This window comes from Streptomyces iconiensis, assembly GCF_028657195.3.
Taxonomy (GTDB): domain Bacteria; phylum Actinomycetota; class Actinomycetes; order Streptomycetales; family Streptomycetaceae; genus Streptomyces; species Streptomyces iconiensis.
Genome location: NZ_JANCPR020000017.1, coordinates 38,080 through 54,403, shown reverse-complemented (window position 1 = coordinate 54,403; position 16,324 = coordinate 38,080). Strand labels below are relative to the sequence as shown.

Sequence of the window (16,324 nt, the reverse complement as noted above, 5' to 3'; positions counted from 1 at the left end):
CGTGGGACTGATGCGACACCGGAGGTGCCGGTATATGACCGACTACGACGAGCGTTGGGGCTCCGGCGAGCCCGAATCCTCCGACAGCCTGCGCGAGTTCGGCTCGATCGTCCAGTCCTTCCGCGAACACCGCGGCTTCACCCAGGAGCAGGCGGCCCCCCTCATCGGGTACTCACCCCACACGCTCCGCTCCGTGGAACAGGGCCGCCGCTTCCCACCCCACGACTTCCCCCGCCGGGCCGACGCCACATTCATGGCCTTCAACACCATCATCAAGGCCGCCCGCTACCTATCCCGCAACCCGGGCCTGGCGGCCTGGTTCCGCATGTGGGCCAGGATGGAGAGGGAGGCGATCAGCCTGTGCACGTACGAGTGCCGGATCGTTCCCGGGCTCTTGCAGACCGAGGCGTACATGAGGGCGTCATTCCAGAGCAGTGTGCCGCCCCAGTCCGACGCCCGAGTCGAAGCGCAGATCGCAACGCGCCTCGACCGACAGCGCATGCTGCGGGAACGTCAAGAGACAGCGTTCAGCTTCATCGTCGAAGAAGCGCTCTTCCTCAGGAGGACTGGTGGGGCAGACGTCACACGGGAATTGATCGAATCGGTGCTGGACTTGATGAACCTGCGCAACATCGACGTCCAGGTCATGCCTCTGGTTCGTGAGAACCACAGTGGCCTAGATGGCCCGCTCCAACTGCTGGAGACGCCCGACAGTGTCTGGTACGCCTACTGCGAGGGCCAACGAGGAGGCTTCCTCGTCTCTGACGCGAAAGAGGTCAGTGTGCTCCAACTGCGCTATGCCAGGATGCGATCACAGGCTCTCACCCCCGAGGACACCGTGAGCCTGCTGACTCAGATGCGAGGAGCGCTATGAGCACCAGAGGTCTGAACTGGTTCAAGTCCAGCTACAGCGGCACCGACGGCGACAGCTGCCTCGAAGTAGCCCTCACCTGGCACAAGTCCAGCCACAGCGGCGGGGACGGCGACAGTTGCGTCGAGGTCGCCGAGTGCCCCGAGGCGATCCACGTCCGCGACTCCAAGGACACCACCCTCCCCCACCTCACCCTGACACCCCACACCTGGGCCGCGTTCACGACGTACGCCCGCTCGCAGGCGTAAGGACTCAAGGACACGAGGGCATAAGGATTCAAGGGCACAAGGTGAACGAACGGGTCCCGGGCCGTGCGGTCCGGGGCCCGTTCCGTGCTCAACGGGGCTCGTGGAAGGTGACTTCGGGGTTGGACGGCGTCGGCCGGTCGAGCACAGGGCGGGCGCTGCCTCGTAGGGCGTGGTCGAAGAAGGCGGCGACGTAGGTGGTGGTGATCTCTCCGGAGCGTTTGCCGGAGAGGGGGGCCGAGGGGTCGGTCTGGCCGAGTTGGCCGGCGAGTACGGGCAGGTCGGTGAAGGTGAAGTGGCCGGAATCGGCCACGGTGAGCCAGCGCTTCCAACCGTTCAGGCGCCGCCAGTCGCGTTCCCAGGTGGTGTCCTCGCCGCCGGGCGAGTGCCCCTTCTGGGTGCCGAGCATCAGGAACGGACGCCCGTTCAGGCCCTTGCGCGGTACGGGCGCGAAAAAGGTGCCGTCCAGGTTGGCGCCCGCGCGCACGCGCGGATCGGTGGCCATGGCGCGTGCGGCGGTGTTCCCGCCCAGCGAGTGGCCCGCGGCACCGACCCGCTTGGGGTCGATCATCGACGCGTGCTTCCAGACGGAGGGGCCGCGGCCCAGCAACCCGTCGAGAACGAAGGAGACATCGGCGGCCCGGTTCGTCGCGGCCTTGGCCAGCACCTTCTTCTCCGCCTTGTCCGTCGGGGCGCTCTCGACGGTCTCGCAGGCGACGCAGGTCAGGGTGCGTCCGCCGGGGAAACTGGTGCCGAAGGTTTCGTACGCGTGGTCCAGCAGGGCAACGACGTAGCCGCGCGAGGCCAGTTCCTCGGAGAGCAGGCTGAGGGTGGCACGCGAGGCCGTGAACCCGGGCGAGAGGACGACCAGCGGGTGCTTCCCGGCCACCGGCCGCGCCCCGGCGCGGGCGTGCGTACGGGTATCGGCGAGCTGCCCCGCGCCGACGCGGCCCCCCAACTTCTGGCCCTCGATCAGCAGCTTCGCCTCCGCATGGGTCATGTAGCGGGTGGGACGGCCGCCGCCCGCACGCGCGGGGTAGTAGAGCGAGAGCATCAGCTCCCGTCCCGCCGCCTTGGGCACCCATATGTCGCGGCGTTCCCTGTCCACGAGGTGCCGTGTGTCCCTCCCGACGGCGTACGGCCCGGACAGGTCCGGGATGGCGAGCCGCTGACCGGCGCCCGTTCGCGGGGACTCGGCGCCGTCCCTCTCCTGAGAGGCGGACGGCTCCTCACCGTTCGCCACGTACGCCCCGACCAGGGACAGGGGCAGGACCACCCCGAGGACAACCGCTGCTGCGCTACGACGAGTTCGGATCATGGAACGAACCTAGAGAGCGGCGCCCGCCCCACCACACCGACGAAAGTCATCCGCCGGCATCACTTTCCGGGTGGACGGAACGGATGAACCGGCCGGACACCAACCAATCGGTCCTCAATCGGCCCTCAATCGGCCCCCAACCGGTCACCTCCCGACCGGCTGCCCGACCGGCCACCCCGGCCGGCGGTCACGGCAGCTCACGGCGGACGGACCCCAGCAGCGCCCACCCCGCGACACCGGTCACCGCGACGAACCCGGACGCGGCCAGCAGGGCGAGGTGCAGGCCCGGTACGAAGCCGGATACCGGTCCGGCGAGGAAGACCCCGAACGCGGCGACGCCGAGCGCTCCGCCCGTCTGGCGGCTGGTGTTGAGGACGGCGGCGGCCGTGCCGGCGCGCTCGGGTGGGGTGTGGTCGAGGAGGAGCGTGGTGAGCGCGGGAACGACGGTGGCGCCCGCGACGCCTACGGGGATCATCAGGAGCGCGACGGCCGGTGCCGGGGTGTGCGCGCCGGTCAGGGTGAGGCCCAACAGGCCGGTCGCCAGGACGAGTTGCCCCGCGGTGATGACGGCGCGCGGGCCGTAACGGGCGGTCAGGCGCGGGGAGAGAAGGTTGAGCGCGGCGGTCGAGAGCGCCATGGGCACGAACATCGTTCCCGCCGACAGCGCCGACTGTCCGCGCGCCTGCTGGAAGAAGAGACCGAGCGCGAAGACGGCACCGTAGAACCCGGCGTTGGCCGCGAAGCCGACGACGACCGGCATCGAGACGGCGCGCAGCCGGAAGAGGTCAAGCGGCACCATCGGATCGGACCGCCGTGCCTCCACCACCACGAAGACGGCCCCCGCGACGAACGCCAGCGCGACGGCCCCCAGCACCACCCCGCTCCCGTAACCGGCGTGGCCGCCCTCGATGACGGCGTACGTCAGTCCGCCGAGGCCCACGACTGCGGCGCACTGGCCCGGCAGGTCGAAGGAGGCGGCGCGGCGCGGCGAGCGTCCCGTACGCAGGACGAGCAGCGCGAACGCGAGGCCACAGACGGGAACGTTGACGAAGAAGACCGCCCGCCAGTCCCACACCGTGATCAGCGCACCCCCGAGCACGGGCCCCGCCGCCATGGCGACGGCGCCACCGGCCGTCCACAGCGCGATGGCACGCGCGCGCCGCGCGGCATCGTCGTAGGTCTGCCGTATCAGCGCCAGCGAGGCGGGCATCATCGCTGCGGCGGCCACACCCTGCGCGATCCGCGCCGCGATCAACGCGCCCAGCGTGGGTGCGAACCCGCAGGCGAGGGACGCGAGCGTGAAGAGCACGAGGCCCGAGCCGTACGCGCGTTTCGCCCCGAAACGGTCGGAGAGGGCGCCTGCGGACAGCATGAGCGCCGCGAAGAAGAGCGTGTAGCTGTCGACGACCCACTGGAGCCCGGACATCCCGGCGCCGAGCCCGGCACGCACGGCGGGGAGCGAGACGTTCACGGCGGAGACGTCGATGGTGATGACGCAGAACCCGAGCAGCCCCGCGACCAGCACGGCACCCTGCCTGGCCGGCGGCACACCCCGCTTCGGCGGTGCGGCCCGGCTCGGCGGTGCGGCCCGCTTCGGCGGTGCGGCCCGCACTGGTGACCCGGGCGCCTCCGGCGGTCCCGGTGCCTCCGGCGGTCCCGGTGCCTCCGGTGTGCCACCGGGAATCTCGGTGCCGGCTGGGGCACCGGGGCCGTCTGCGACAGCGGCACCAGCTACGACATCGGCACCAGCAGGTGGCCGGGAGGGGGAGATCGACATGCCCTCACCCTCGCCCGCGCCCCCGTCCCCCCGGCAGACCGCACCCTTCGGGGGAGCGCGGTGCCAGGCCCTGTCAGGGCCCCCCACATGGTGCTCGTGTGACGCACTGGTTGCGACAATGGCCGGATGAGCGAGGGTACGGAACTGGGCCGCTTCCTCAGGGCCCGGCGCGGGCATGTGCGGCCGGAGGATGTGGGGCTTCCGGCCGGTACGGGGATACGCCGCACTCCGGGCCTGCGCCGTGAGGAGCTGGCGACGCTCGCCGGGGTCAGCGTCGACTACTACACGCGGCTGGAGCGTGGCCGCGAATCACGGCCGAGCCCCGAGGTGGTGGAGGCACTGGGCCGGGCGCTGCGGCTGCGCGGTGACGCGCTCCAGCGGCTGCGCGACCTGGCAGCCCTCGCGGCGCACAACGGCGGCGCCGCACGGCCGGTCGACCGTGCGGTCAGGCCCTCGGTGCTCCAGCTCCTGGAGGCGCTGCGCCCGGCGCCCGCGTACGTCGTCAGCCGTACGAACGACCTCCTGGCGGCCAACAGCCCCGGGCTGCGCCTGCTCCCCGGCATCGAGGAGTGGCCGGCGCCCCGCCGGAACATCACCCGGTACATGTTCCTCCACCCCCAGGGCCGGAAGCTCTTCAAGGACTGGGAGACGCGGGTGGCGCACAGCGTCGCGCACCTGCGCGCGGCGGCGGGGGCCGACCCCGACCAGCCCGAACTGGCCGCTCTTGTAGGCGAGTTGACGAGGAAGAGCCCGGTGTTCGCACGCGTATGGGAGCGTTACGAGGTCCAGACGCGGGGCGGCGGAGTCAAGCACTACCTGCACCCGCACGTCGGTGAGATGACCCTCTCCTACGAGGTCATGGCACTCTCCCGCACGGACGGCCAACGCCTCGTCGCCCACCAGGCAACCCCCGGCACCCCTGACCACGACGCGATGCTCCTCCTGGACATGGCACACCCGACACCGACACCGGCGCTCGACGGGTGAGGGCTCCTGTGACCTGCGCCCCGCGAAGGCCGGCCACAAGAGCGGCAAATCGTGTCGCGGTGCCGCGAGGCGGGCTGGCAGACTCCGCCGCGTGGAGACATCCGAGTACATCGAAGCCCTGCGCCGCGAGGGAAACCTCTTCGCCGACGCCGTCGAACGTACCGACCCCGCAGCGCCGGTTCCCTCGTGCCCTGACTGGCAGGTGCGCGATCTGGCCGCGCACCTGGGCAGCATGCAGCGCTGGGCCAGGGCCAACATGGCCGAGCGCAGACAGAAGATAGAACGGCCCGAAGGCGCACCGGAGATGAGCGACAAGGAACTCGTGCCGTGGCTGCGCGAAGGGCTCGGTCTGCTGCTGGAGACGCTGACCACGGCCCCGGCCGACCTGGACTGCTGTACGTTCCTGCCCGCGCCCTCGCCACTGGACTTCTGGGCCCGCCGGCAGGCACAGGAGGTGTCGATGCACCGCGTGGACGCGGAGCAGGCGGGCGGAATCCCGCTCTCCCCCGTCGACCCGGCCTTCGCGGCCGACGGCATCGATGAACTGCTCACCGGCTTCTACCCGCGCGGCAACCGCCCCCTGTACACCGAGGCGCCCAGGACCCTGCGCGTCCACGCGACGGACGTACCCGGCGCGACCTGGACCATCGACCTCCAGGACCCGACCCGCACGGCACGCACGGCGCAGCCCGCCGGGGAGGCCGACTGCGACCTCGCGGGCCCCGCAGCCGAGCTCAACCTCGTCCTGTGGAACCGGCTTCCCCTCAACACGGTGAACATCACCGGCGATACGACCCTTGCCCCGCTGTGGGCGAACGTCTTCTCCCCGTAGAACGCCCAGGCCGCCCAGGCCGCGCAAGCCGCTCGGACCGCGGAGGCCGCTCGGATCGCGGAGGCCGCTCGGACCGCGCAGACCGCGCAGACGCCGAGAACTCCTCCCGCAACGGGCGGCCTCCGCGCGCACGCTGTTGGCACCTACACTCTGCGGTGGCCTGCGTATCGAGGCGCAGGTCAGCGCTGGAAGGACCGCGGGGAGACGCAGTGGAACGCATCGGGATCATCGGCGTGGGCGAGATCGGCCGGGCCATCGTGGCGGGCCTGTGCGACGGCGTCGAGGAACCACCGGAGGTCTACCTCTCGCCGCGCGGCGCCCATGCGGCGGCCGAGCTGTCCCAGCGGTATCCGAGCGTGCAGGTGTGTGCTGACAACCAGGACGTGGTGAACCACTCCGAGGTGGTGATCCTCGCCGTCCGCCCCGTGGGTCACTCCGAGGCGCTCGCCGGGCTCCGGATCGGCAGCGACCGCATCGTGGTCAGCGTGATCGCCGGCGTCAGCATCGGCGAACTGCGCCAGACGCTCGGCACCGACGCTCCCCTGGTGCGTGCCATCCCGCTGCCCGCGGCCCGCGAGCGCCGGTCCGTCACCGTCACCCACCCCTCCCACCCGGCGGTCGAGGCACTCTTCGACCGCCTTGGCGAGGCGCTCCCCGTCGCTGACGAGGCGGACTTCAGCGTCTTCTCCACACTGACGGGCACGCTGACCGCCCATTACTGGTACCTGGCCACGCTCACCGACTGGGCCGCCCGACAGGGCATCCCCTCCGAGGACGCGGACCGTTACGTCCGCAGCCTCTTCCAGGGCGTCGGGCGCGCGTTGGGCGACGGTACGCGCTCCCTGCACCAGCTCGCGGGTGACCACGAGACGCCGAACGGAAGCAACGAGCGCCTCCGCACCACATGGTTCGACACGGCCAACTCCGAGGCTCTGGTCAAGGCACTGGACGCGCTCCTCACCCACCTCAAATAGCCATACCGGCACAGCCCGGGACGACGGTTCGCACTCAGCGCGCGAAGAGGCGGTGCGAACTCGGTACGCGAGAAGGCGGTGCGAACTCAGCGCGAACTCAGCGCGGCGAACGGGCAGTTGGCCTCACCCTGCGCGCAACCGGTCCAATGCCGACTGGCTCTCCTCATCAGCGGCGCGGTAGATCACCAAAAGCTGGTCGGTGTCCTGAAGCGGCATAAGCGTTTCGAAATCCACCGCGACCACACCGGCATCAGGATGCCGCATCACCTTGCGCCCGCGCCCATTGACCTTGATGTCCCGCTCGGCCCACAACCGCGCGAATTCCTCGTCGTGAGCTGTGAATTCGGCGATGAGGTCGCTCAACACCTGATCCTCCGGATGCGCGGCCCATGCAGCTCGCAGGTGAGCGATTCCCTCCCGCACGATGCGTTCGCGGTCGACATAGAAATCGCGCATCTTCGGATACATCAGACACAGCCACATCGCATTGCGCTGCTGCGGCGGCAGGGTGTCGAAATCCATTAGCAGCCTGGCCATTTCGCTGTTCCAGGCCAGGATGTCGTAACGGTGGTTCATCAGCATGGCCGGCAGCGGCGACAGGTCGGCGACCAGCCGGGCCAGCGGCGGCGCCGCGGTGGCGGCGGCCTTGTCCGTGTTACGGGGGCGCTGCCTGGCCAGGTTGAACAGGTAGACGCGTTCGTCGGGGGCCAGGCGCAGCGCCTGGGCCAGCGCCTCCACCACATCGGCCGAGGGCCGCAGCCCCCGGCCCTGTTCCAGGCGGACGACGTAGTCGATGCTGACCCCGGCCAGTTCGGCGACCTCTTCGCGGCGCAGCCCGGGGGTCCGCCGGGCCTGCCGGCGCGACGGCAGGCCGAAATCGCGGGGGTCCAGACGTTCGCGCCGGGTCCGCAGAAAGGCGGCCAGCTCCTGTGTGGTGTCCACGGTGCGGGTCATCACGTTCGACCCTACAACCAGGGTAGGAGTGGCCTTCCCAGGAACTTCTTTCCCTTACCCCGGGCCCGCGGTGGTCACAGGCTTGCTTGCGACAACGGATCACAAGCACAGGAGGACCCCATGTCCCTCACCCTCGACACCTACCAGCTGCTGGGCCGCTCCGGGCTGCGGGTCTCACCACTGGCACTGGGCGCGGCGACCTTCGGCACCGAGTGGGGCTGGGGCGCCGAGCAGGACGAGGCGCGCAAACTGTTCGACCTCTACGTCGAGCGCGGCGGCAACTTCATCGACACCGCCAGCACCTACACCAACGGCAGCTCCGAGCGCCTGCTGGGCGAATTCACCCGAGACAACCGCGAAAACCTGGTGCTGGCAACGAAATACACGACGCAGCGCAGGCCCGGCGATCCGAATTCCGGGGGCCCGCACCGCAAGAGCCTGTTCGCTTCGGTGGAAGCCAGTCTGCGACAGCTGAATACGGACTACATCGACCTGCTCTATCTGCACGTGTGGGACACCACGACACCGGTCGAGGAGATCCTGCGCGGCATGGACGATCTGGTCCGGCAGGGCAAGATCCTGTACGTGGCGATCTCCAACGCCCCGGCCTGGCAGATCTCGCGCATGCAGGCGATCGCCGACCTGCGCGGCTGGTCACCGCTGGTCGCGCTGCAGATGGAATACAACCTGGTCGAACGTACGGGGGAACGCGACATGATCCCCATGGCGCGCGAGATGGGGTTGGGGGTCGTTCCGTACTCCCCGCTGGCCGGCGGGGTGCTCACCGGCAAGTACAGCCGCGACGACCTGTCCGCGACGCACGTCGCGGACAGCACCCGCAAGGACCTCACCATCGCCAACGGCGCGCTCACCGAACGTAACTTCACCATCGTGGACGTCGTGAAGGAGATCGCCATGGAACTGGGCCACACACCCGCCCAGGTAGGGCTGGCCTGGACCCTGCAGAATCCGGGCGTGGCCGCGTCGATCATCGGCGCCCGCACCCCCTCCCAGCTGGAGGACAACCTGGGCGCTCTGGAGGTCGACTTCACCGCCTCCCAACTGGCACGCCTCGACGAGGTCAGCGCCATCGAACTCGGCTTCCCCCACGCCCTGCTCGCCAGCGACTTCGGCCGCACGGTGACCCGCGGCGACCTGAAGGTCGAACCCCGCCGCTGACACCCCGTCCCCGCCGGGCCCCGAGGGCACCACCGCCGCCACCCTCGGGGCACTCACCGGCCCGGCACCACTTGCCCGTCCCCCTGGGGCCCATCCGCGCCGGAGCCCCGTCCGCGCCGGAGCCCCCTCTATCCCGGCTGACCCGGCTGCCCTGACTGTCCCGGCTGCCCCGGCTGCCCCGGCTGCCCTGCGTACTCAGCACGCTCGGCATGCTCGGCGCGATGCAGCGCGTACACCGTCAGCGGCTTGCCGAACATCGTGTCCTCACGCAGGGGGCGGAAGCCGAGGCGTTGGGCGACCCGGAGTGAGGCCGTGTTCGCGGCGTCGATCATGGCCGTGAAGTAGGGCGCTTCCAACCGCGCGAACCCCCAGTCCACGCACGCGCGTGCCGCCTCGGTGGCGTACCCGTATCCCCAGGCTGACGGGGTGAACGTCCAGCCGGCCTCGATCTCGTCGAACTGTTCCCAGTGGTTCAGCCCACACCGCCCGAGGAACTGCCGCGTCCCCTTCAACTCCACGGCGCACAGCCCGTGCCCGCGCTCGGCCCACTGCCGCTCGACGCCGGAGAGCCGTTCGAGGGCCTGGTCGTACGTGTAGTGCGGCACGAACCGGTGGACCTGCGGGTCGGCGTGCAGTGCGACCAGCCGGTCCACATCGCTGGTGGACAAGGGGCGGAGCAGCAGCCGTTCGGTCTCGATGACGGGGGCGGACGGGTGCGAGGTGGCGTCGGTCATGCCGCCATGGTCTCCACACCGGCTCGGGCAGGCGGAAGCGGGTGCGGCGGAACCAGACCCACCGCACCCGCCCCACCCGCCGCACCTTCAGCCGCCCGCACGGCGCGTGCCCCGCACCTCGCACCCCGCACCCCGAACCCCGCACGGTCGGCGACCGGCCCGGTACACGACCGGGCGGTGTGCGACCAGGCCGGTGCACGACAAGGCGGTGCGCGGGCCCAGGCCGGTATGCCATTCGTACGCTCAGGCCCGTGCGCGATCCGTACGCTCAGACCGGTACGAGCGCGCACGCGCACGCCGCACACCGAGTGCCGACGCGGCAACGGCCAGCGAGAGTGCGACCATCAGGGCGCTGGTCCAGAGCGGCGCACGGTAGCCAAGGCCCGCGTTGAGGGCGAGGCCACCGGCCCAAGGACCGACAGCGGCACCGACATTGAACGCCGCCGTGGCAAACCCGCCTGCCAGCTTCGGCGCCTCGGACGCCGCATACAGGACTTGTGAGAAGAGTGTGGAGCCGACAGCGAACGACAGCCCGCCCTGGACGAACAGCAGCACCACGGCGGCGACGGGGTTGCCCGCCGCGAGTGCGAACAGCACCCACCCGGCGAGCAGCGCCGACCCCCCGCCCACCATCAGCGGCATCGGCCGCGCGTCGGCGACCCGTCCCCCAAGGGCGACGCCGAGGAACGAGCCCACACCGAACAGCGCCAGCATCGCCGGCACCCACACGTCCCCGAACCCGGTGACCTCGGTGACGAGGGGCGCCAGGTAGGTGAACGCACAGAAGGTCCCGCCGTTCACGAGTGCGCCCAGCAGCAGGGTCAGCAGCAGCCGCGGACGACGCAGCGCGCGGAACTCCCGCCGGACGCTGGGCAGTTCGGTACCCTCGTCCGCCTCGGCTCCGAGTACCCGCTCCCCCGGAACCGACTTGAGGATCGCGAAGACGGCGGGCACGGACACCAGCGCGATGGCCCAGAACGCCGCGCGCCAGCCCCACGCCTGCCCGAGCAGCGCACCCGCGGGCACACCCGCGACACAGGCGAGAGTGACCCCGCTGAGCAGGACCGATGTGGCGCGGCCCTTGGCGTTGGGCGCGACCAGGCTGGTTGCCGTCACGAGCGCCACGGCGAGGAAGCCCGCGTTGGCGAGCGCACCGACGACGCGGGCGCCGACCAGCACGGCGAAGCTGGTGGTGAGCGCTCCGAGCACATGAACGAGCAGGAACGTCACCAGGAAGCCGAGCAGCGCCCGGCGTCTGGGCCACCGCCTGCTGAGGACGGCCATCAGCGGTGCGCCGACGATGATCCCCACGGCGAAGGCCGAGGTCAGAAGCCCGGCGGAGGAGAGGGACACCTCCATGTCACGGGCGATGTCCGTGACGAGCCCGGACAGCATGAACTCGGACGTGCCCTGGGCGAAAACCGCCAGCGCGAGCACATAGAGAACGAATGGCATGACAGAACTCCGCGATCCATAACGGTCGTTGGACGGCAGGCGCGACCGACCCGCGTCCGGGCAGCACCGCACCCGGGCGCCGCAGCGGCACAGCAGCCGTCGTACGGAAGGGGAAGGGAAAAGGAGGGGAAAGGGGGGGGAGAGGTACGCGCAGCACAGCGGGCCGCACATCCGACAGGACGTGCGTCAGAGGGGGCGCGTGTCAGAGATCAACAGTCCGTGACTACGGCGATCCGACAGCGGAGCCGGAACCGGCAAGAGGCCACCGAAGCGCCGGTGGCTAGCGTCTGTCGGATTCGGGACTGGACATGCGGCGCACCTTAACGGGCCCACCCGCGCGCAGTCCACACCATTACGGGCCGCCCCGAGCCGGAGCCCGTGCCCTGAGCCCTGGCCCTGAGCTCCGCCAAGGGAAACCCAGTGAGCACGCGAAACGCTCCGAGATACAGTGCGAGGGCCATGACCAGCACCCCGCACGAAGCGCGTGCACTCTTCGACTTCATTGCCTACACCGCCCGCCTCCGCGAGGTGACCCGGCACAACAACGCGACGCCGTCCCGCAAGGAGTCCGTCGCCGAACACTCCTGGCACCTCGCCATGATCAGCTGGGTGCTCCATACCGAGTTCGAGCGTGAGACCGGGCACACGCTGGACCTGACCAGGATGCTGAAGCTGAGCCTGATGCACGACCTGGTCGAGATCGACGCGGGCGACCCGTCAGCCTGGGACACAGCGCCCAACGACGGCGACGCCGACGGCGGAAGCGGTGACCACGGCAACGGCAACGGCAACGGCAACGGCAACGATGGTGGTCCCGGCGGCAGCGAGAGCGAGAGCGACAAGGCCCGGATCGAGAACGCCGTCGCCCGGGAACGTTTCGGCTCCCTCCCCGCCCCCCTGGGCCCCGAACTGCTCGCTCTCTGGCGGGAGTACGAGGACGCCACCACCCCGGAATCCCGCCTCGTACGGGGCATCGACCGCCTCAACCCGGCCCTCATGCGCTACCTCACGGGCCAGGGCTGGAGCGATGTGGGCGCGGACGCCGAAGCTCTCGACCGCCTCCAGCTTCCGCGCGTAGGGGTGAGCCCGTCGCTGACCGCGCTCTACGAAGAGGTCAGGGAAGCCGCGAAGGCGAGCGGACTGCTCAGCCGACAGCGGCGGTCTTGACGAGCCGTAGCGGTCCTGACGTGCCACAGCGACCCCTGAGGAACCGTAGCGGTCCTGACGGCCGGAGAACGGCGTACCGATCCCGCCCCCCACGCCACCACCCGGTCACCCCGGCCAACCGGCCAACCGGTCATCCCGATCAACGTCCACCGCCGTCGTACTCCAGCCCCAGCAACCCGGCCAACTCCCGCAGGCACTCCTCGTACACGGGCTCCATGTCGGAGTAGACGGAGTCCAGTTGCCGCAGCACCTCCATGCACAGCAGCCCGTACAACCGTGACCAGCAGGTCAGGAAGACATGTGCGGCCTCGGGTGGCAGCCGTCCCCCGACGGACTCGGCGTACGCGTGCAACTGCTCCCGCAGCGAGGGGGCCAGTTCGGTGAGGTCCGGTACGGGGAACGGGCGGGTCTCCCACAGCTCCATGACCTGATCCCGCAGCACGGTCTCGAACCGCTCCCCCGCCACGAGCCGTGCTGATCCCGGCTCGTGGTGCACGGAGGGTATGGGCCGGGCGAATATCCAGCCGAACTCGGCGGGATGCGCGGTCGCCCATGCGCGCATGGCGCGGCACGTGGCCAACAGCCGTATGTCGAGGGAGTCTTCGGCGTGTGCGTCACGCGCCGCCTCCATCTCCCCGGTCAGTTCGCGGAAGAAGCGCGCGGTGACCGCGCCGACCAGTTCCTCGTGCCCCTTGAAGTAGTGGTAGAGCGCGGGGCCGCTCATCCCGACCTCTCTGGCCACCGCGTTCATGGTGACGGCGTCGGAACCGCGTGACGTCAACAGCCCCCGTGCCGCCTCATGAATCTCGGCCAGCGTGGCTTCCCGCAGCCGGTCCCGCCGGCTCGTGACCTGCGCCTGCACCCGCGTCGTCATACGTTCACGCTTCCTCTCCTCCACACCCCTGGCCCGAAATCCCTGGTCCGACGGACCGGGCCTCTCGCCGAACTTCCCACCCGCCGAAGGCCATTGACAGCCTACGCCTTCTATGTTTCCTTAGAGCTTCTAAGGCAGCTTATAGCCTGTCGAAGTTTCAGGGAAGCCCTGGCAGGAGCCTGATAGGGCCTGATGGGGGCCTGGCAGATGAAGGCAGGGAGGGGTGGGGGGACATGAAGACCGTGCGACGCCGTAATCCGCTGGCGGGGGCCTTCGCGAAGTACGCACTGGGGACGACGGTGACCGAGACGGGGATGGTCACCGCCTCCATGCGGCGAATCCGGCTGGTGGCCGACGGGCCGGTGCCCTTCGCCTACGCGCCGGGCCAGCATGTGCGGGTCCAGATCAACGATCCGCTGTCCGTCTCCGGGATCCTCCGGCCGGGAGAGACGCTGCGGACATACACGATCTGGGAGTTCGACCCGGAAGAGCGCGCGATCGAGCTGCGCGCGCACCTGTACGACGGCGAGGGCATAGGGCTGCGCTGGGCCCGCGAGGCGGCGCCGGGTGACGCGGTCACCGTGTGGTGGCCGCAGGGCAGCTTCTTCCTGCGCGAGGCCACGCACCACGTGTTCATCGGCGAGGAGACGGCGAGCGCCGCATTCGGGCCCATGCTGCGGGAGTTGGGGGACGCCGCCCAGGTGTCCGGGGTGATCGAGAGCGAGTCGCCCGAGCACGATCTGCCCCTGCCGGGGCCCTCGCACCACCTGCGCCGCGCCCACCGCCACGGCGCACCCGCCGCCTCCTCGCGCACGCTGCTCGCGGCGGTCGCCGACCTCGCACTGCCCGAGGAGGACGACCGCGCGGCCTATGTCGCGGGTGAGGCGAGGACGTGCCAGCAGGTGCGCGACCACCTGGTGAACGAGCGCGGGTGGCCCCGCACCTCGATCACGGTCAAGCCCTTCTGGGCCCCCAGCAAGCGGGGCCTGCATTGACGGGGCACGGGGCCGGCAGGCTCGCCCGACTCCCCCACCCACCCTGGCTCGCCCGGCTTGCCCGGCTCACCTACCCTGCCCGCCTCATCCGCCTCATCCGCCTCATCCGCCTTTCCTGCCTCACCTTCCTCACCTTCCTTGCCCGCATCGCCTGGGGTACCGGAGGACTAAGCACCCGCTGCCCCCAGCGGCAGAGCCAACGCCGATCCGGCATGCAGCGTGATGCGCACCGGTTCAAGACTGCTCGCCTCGACGGCCGACTCCCCGGTCCCGGACTGACGGGCGTAGCGGGGGTGGGCGCCTCCGCTGACCTGGAGGCGGATGCGGTGCCCTGCCGCGAAACGGTGCGCCGTGTGGCCCATCGGCACGGTGACCTCCGCGAGCTCCTGGCCGGCGGTCCGCAGCCGCCCCAGCCCGTCGCAGACGTTGGTGGAGCGGCCCTGTGCGTCCACGTCGCAAAGCCGGGCGAAGACATCGGCATACCCGGTGTCCGTGGAGATCGCCCAGCGCGCCACGACGGGGCCGAGCACGTCCAGGGGTTCGGTCAGCACCGGGCCGGTGAACGTCAGGACGTCCTCGCGCGCCTCCAGCGCCCGGTTGTCGCGGGCCCCGGCGGTACGGGAGAGCAGCGGCCCGCCAACAGAGGGGGTGGGGTCGGCGGGGTCGTAGCGGAAGGAGGTCAACGGCGCGGAATCCACGGACGGTTGCCGGGTCAGGTGCCCGTCCGCCGTGGGGAACCAAGGGGCGGTGCCGTGGGACGGCGGCCACTCCTCAAGCTCCCGCCAGGTCTCTTCCCCCGCGACGTGCACGCGCACGGGGGTGGGCCGCAGCCCGGACGGGTCGTCGCACAGGTGCGCACGCAGCCACGCGAGGCTCTCGGCGAACACCTCGGGCCAGCCCCGCTGGAGAGCGGAGGTGTGGGTCCAGGTGCCTACGAGCAGGGAGGTCTCGCAGCCCGCCGCGCGCAGTCGCCCGTACTGCTCGAAGGTCTGCTCTGCCAGCGCGTCGTGCCAGCCGGTGATCAGGGCAGTCGGCACCCGCAGCCGTTCCGCGGCCTTCCCCAGGTCCGCGCCGTCCCAGTACGGATCACCGGAGTCGGGGTGCGCCATCACACCGTCCAGCCAGGGCACTTCCCCCAGCACCGACGTGTGTGCGCCGCGCAACGGCCGGGCGGTGACGACCTTGCGCCAGCCGCGCTGGAGACGCAGCATCGCCTTGAGGGAGGGCATCGCCCCCCGATGCTGATACGTCATGCCCAGGCCGTCGAGCAGCGCGTTCTCCAGGTGCAGGACGCCGTCCGTGTGGAAGAGCGCACAGGGATCGTGCAGGCCGACCTGTACGACCATGGCCTTCAGTTCCGGTGGCGGGTCCAGCGCGAGCGCCCACTGCACATAGCCCAGATAGCTGGGGCCGATCGTGCCCAACGTCCCGTTGAACCAGGGCTGTTCGCGCAGCCACGACACGGTGGCCTGGCCGTCGGCGGGCTCGTTGCGCCACAGATCGAACCGGCCGCCCGAGCCACCTGTGCCGCGGCAGCTCTGGAGAACCACGTGGAATCCCTGTTCGGCGAAGAGCATGCCGTACTGGGGTGACCACGGCACTCCCCGACCGTAGGGCGAGCGCACGACAAGGGTCGGGAAGTCGCCCGCCGTACGGGGGAAGTAGTGGTCCGTGAGCAGCGGGCTGCCGTCGGCGGCCGGCACCACGAGCCCCGGCTCCCATCCGACCTCGTGCTGTTCGGGCGGCAGACCACGCCATGTGGCCCTCATCATGCGCGAGGAAAGCGGTGGCTTCCCCGAGGGTGCGGTCCACTTGGCTCTCGGCACGGCACCGTGCCCCTGTGCTGTCATGATGCGCCTCCCTTATTCTCGTACCTAGTACGAGAATAAGGGAGGCTTGGATGGCTCCGGTCCTCCGGGCAGGCGGGGTAGCCCTCAGCGCCGCGGGCGACCCCGTACTCGG

Annotated in this window: 15 protein-coding genes; 8 read left to right on the top strand and 7 right to left on the bottom strand. The window is 70.5% G+C overall.

Annotated elements, in window-relative coordinates; genetic code table 11:
- The first annotated feature begins 34 nt into the window (after positions 1-34).
- Together NMN56_RS18385 and NMN56_RS18380 are read left to right on the top strand one after the other, a co-directional pair.
- Complete coding sequence (locus NMN56_RS18385; protein WP_274041699.1) at positions 35-874, top strand: helix-turn-helix domain-containing protein; 840 nt, start codon at positions 35-37, stop codon at positions 872-874.
- Positions 871-1,119: a DUF397 domain-containing protein gene (locus tag NMN56_RS18380; RefSeq protein ID WP_274041700.1), complete on the top strand. Its 249-nt coding sequence runs from the start codon at positions 871-873 to the stop codon at positions 1,117-1,119. Before NMN56_RS18385 ends, NMN56_RS18380 begins: the two co-directional genes overlap by 4 nt.
- Before the next feature lie 88 nt (positions 1,120-1,207).
- Here NMN56_RS18380 and NMN56_RS18375 read toward each other — a convergent pair whose 3' ends face one another.
- Both NMN56_RS18375 and NMN56_RS18370 read right to left on the bottom strand, forming a co-directional pair.
- A complete protein-coding gene (locus NMN56_RS18375; RefSeq protein WP_274041701.1) occupies positions 1,208-2,434 on the bottom strand; it encodes an alpha/beta hydrolase family protein in 1,227 nt (408 codons plus the stop codon).
- A 187-nt stretch (positions 2,435-2,621) separates the two neighbouring features.
- Positions 2,622-4,211, bottom strand: coding sequence for an MFS transporter (locus NMN56_RS18370; RefSeq protein ID WP_274041702.1), 1,590 nt, complete (start codon positions 4,209-4,211; stop codon positions 2,622-2,624).
- Between the two features lie 126 nt (positions 4,212-4,337).
- On the opposite strand from NMN56_RS18370, the gene NMN56_RS18365 reads away from it, so the two are divergent.
- From NMN56_RS18365 to NMN56_RS18355, 3 genes are all read left to right on the top strand, one after another.
- The gene (locus NMN56_RS18365) at positions 4,338-5,198 is read left to right on the top strand and encodes a helix-turn-helix transcriptional regulator (protein ID WP_274041703.1); all 861 of its coding nucleotides are present in this window, start codon (positions 4,338-4,340) and stop codon (positions 5,196-5,198) included.
- Positions 5,199-5,289: 91 nt separating this feature from the next.
- Entirely contained in the window at positions 5,290-6,030 is a 741-nt protein-coding gene (locus NMN56_RS18360; RefSeq protein ID WP_274041704.1) for a maleylpyruvate isomerase family mycothiol-dependent enzyme, read from the top strand.
- Between the two features lie 209 nt (positions 6,031-6,239).
- Complete coding sequence (locus tag NMN56_RS18355; RefSeq protein ID WP_274041705.1) at positions 6,240-7,004, top strand: NAD(P)-binding domain-containing protein; 765 nt, start codon at positions 6,240-6,242, stop codon at positions 7,002-7,004.
- Positions 7,005-7,127: 123 nt separating this feature from the next.
- Here NMN56_RS18355 and NMN56_RS18350 read toward each other — a convergent pair whose 3' ends face one another.
- Positions 7,128-7,958 carry a helix-turn-helix transcriptional regulator gene (locus NMN56_RS18350; RefSeq protein WP_274041706.1) on the bottom strand — a complete coding sequence of 277 codons (831 nt, stop codon included), beginning with the start codon at positions 7,956-7,958 and terminating at the stop codon, positions 7,128-7,130.
- A gap of 120 nt (positions 7,959-8,078) precedes the next feature.
- Here NMN56_RS18350 and NMN56_RS18345 point away from each other — a divergent pair, with 120 nt between their 5' ends.
- The gene (locus NMN56_RS18345) at positions 8,079-9,137 is read left to right on the top strand and encodes an aldo/keto reductase (protein ID WP_274041707.1); all 1,059 of its coding nucleotides are present in this window, start codon (positions 8,079-8,081) and stop codon (positions 9,135-9,137) included.
- 128 nt (positions 9,138-9,265) lie between these two features.
- On the opposite strand, the gene NMN56_RS18340 is transcribed toward NMN56_RS18345, so the two are convergent.
- Together NMN56_RS18340 and NMN56_RS18335 are read right to left on the bottom strand one after the other, a co-directional pair.
- Positions 9,266-9,871: a GNAT family N-acetyltransferase gene (locus tag NMN56_RS18340; RefSeq protein ID WP_274041708.1), complete on the bottom strand. Its 606-nt coding sequence runs from the start codon at positions 9,869-9,871 to the stop codon at positions 9,266-9,268.
- 243 nt (positions 9,872-10,114) lie between these two features.
- The gene (locus tag NMN56_RS18335) at positions 10,115-11,326 is read right to left on the bottom strand and encodes a Cmx/CmrA family chloramphenicol efflux MFS transporter (protein ID WP_274041709.1); all 1,212 of its coding nucleotides are present in this window, start codon (positions 11,324-11,326) and stop codon (positions 10,115-10,117) included.
- A gap of 459 nt (positions 11,327-11,785) precedes the next feature.
- Here NMN56_RS18335 and NMN56_RS18330 point away from each other — a divergent pair, with 459 nt between their 5' ends.
- Positions 11,786-12,493, top strand: a complete 708-nt coding sequence (locus NMN56_RS18330) for an HD domain-containing protein (RefSeq protein ID WP_274041710.1) — start codon at positions 11,786-11,788, stop codon at positions 12,491-12,493.
- Positions 12,494-12,632: 139 nt separating this feature from the next.
- Here NMN56_RS18330 and NMN56_RS18325 read toward each other — a convergent pair whose 3' ends face one another.
- Positions 12,633-13,367: a TetR/AcrR family transcriptional regulator gene (locus NMN56_RS18325; protein WP_274041711.1), complete on the bottom strand. Its 735-nt coding sequence runs from the start codon at positions 13,365-13,367 to the stop codon at positions 12,633-12,635.
- Positions 13,368-13,600: 233 nt separating this feature from the next.
- Between NMN56_RS18325 and NMN56_RS18320 the strand changes: the two genes are divergently transcribed.
- On the top strand, positions 13,601-14,362 hold the full coding sequence (locus NMN56_RS18320; RefSeq protein ID WP_274041712.1) for a siderophore-interacting protein: 762 nt from the start codon (positions 13,601-13,603) through the stop codon (positions 14,360-14,362).
- Between the two features lie 167 nt (positions 14,363-14,529).
- Here NMN56_RS18320 and NMN56_RS18315 read toward each other — a convergent pair whose 3' ends face one another.
- The gene (locus tag NMN56_RS18315; RefSeq protein ID WP_274041713.1) at positions 14,530-16,212 is read right to left on the bottom strand and encodes a CocE/NonD family hydrolase; all 1,683 of its coding nucleotides are present in this window, start codon (positions 16,210-16,212) and stop codon (positions 14,530-14,532) included.
- Positions 16,213-16,324 lie beyond the last annotated feature (112 nt).

Bases quoted from the DNA above. Each gene is read 5' to 3' on its own strand.
- NMN56_RS18370 (WP_274041702.1), bottom strand. From the start codon at position 4,211: ATGTCGATCTCCCCCTCCCGGCCACCTGCTGGTGCCGATGTCGTAGCT.
- NMN56_RS18315 (WP_274041713.1), bottom strand. From the start codon at position 16,212: ATGACAGCACAGGGGCACGGTGCCGTGCCGAGAGCCAAGTGGACCGCA.
- NMN56_RS18340 (WP_274041708.1), bottom strand. From the start codon at position 9,871: ATGACCGACGCCACCTCGCACCCGTCCGCCCCCGTCATCGAGACCGAA.
- NMN56_RS18345 (WP_274041707.1), top strand. From the start codon at position 8,079: ATGTCCCTCACCCTCGACACCTACCAGCTGCTGGGCCGCTCCGGGCTG.
- NMN56_RS18380 (WP_274041700.1), top strand. From the start codon at position 871: ATGAGCACCAGAGGTCTGAACTGGTTCAAGTCCAGCTACAGCGGCACC.
- NMN56_RS18335 (WP_274041709.1), bottom strand. From the start codon at position 11,326: ATGCCATTCGTTCTCTATGTGCTCGCGCTGGCGGTTTTCGCCCAGGGC.
- NMN56_RS18325 (WP_274041711.1), bottom strand. From the start codon at position 13,367: ATGACGACGCGGGTGCAGGCGCAGGTCACGAGCCGGCGGGACCGGCTG.
- NMN56_RS18350 (WP_274041706.1), bottom strand. From the start codon at position 7,958: ATGACCCGCACCGTGGACACCACACAGGAGCTGGCCGCCTTTCTGCGG.
- NMN56_RS18365 (WP_274041703.1), top strand. From the start codon at position 4,338: ATGAGCGAGGGTACGGAACTGGGCCGCTTCCTCAGGGCCCGGCGCGGG.
- NMN56_RS18320 (WP_274041712.1), top strand. From the start codon at position 13,601: ATGAAGACCGTGCGACGCCGTAATCCGCTGGCGGGGGCCTTCGCGAAG.
- NMN56_RS18330 (WP_274041710.1), top strand. From the start codon at position 11,786: ATGACCAGCACCCCGCACGAAGCGCGTGCACTCTTCGACTTCATTGCC.
- NMN56_RS18385 (WP_274041699.1), top strand. From the start codon at position 35: ATGACCGACTACGACGAGCGTTGGGGCTCCGGCGAGCCCGAATCCTCC.
- NMN56_RS18375 (WP_274041701.1), bottom strand. From the start codon at position 2,434: ATGATCCGAACTCGTCGTAGCGCAGCAGCGGTTGTCCTCGGGGTGGTC.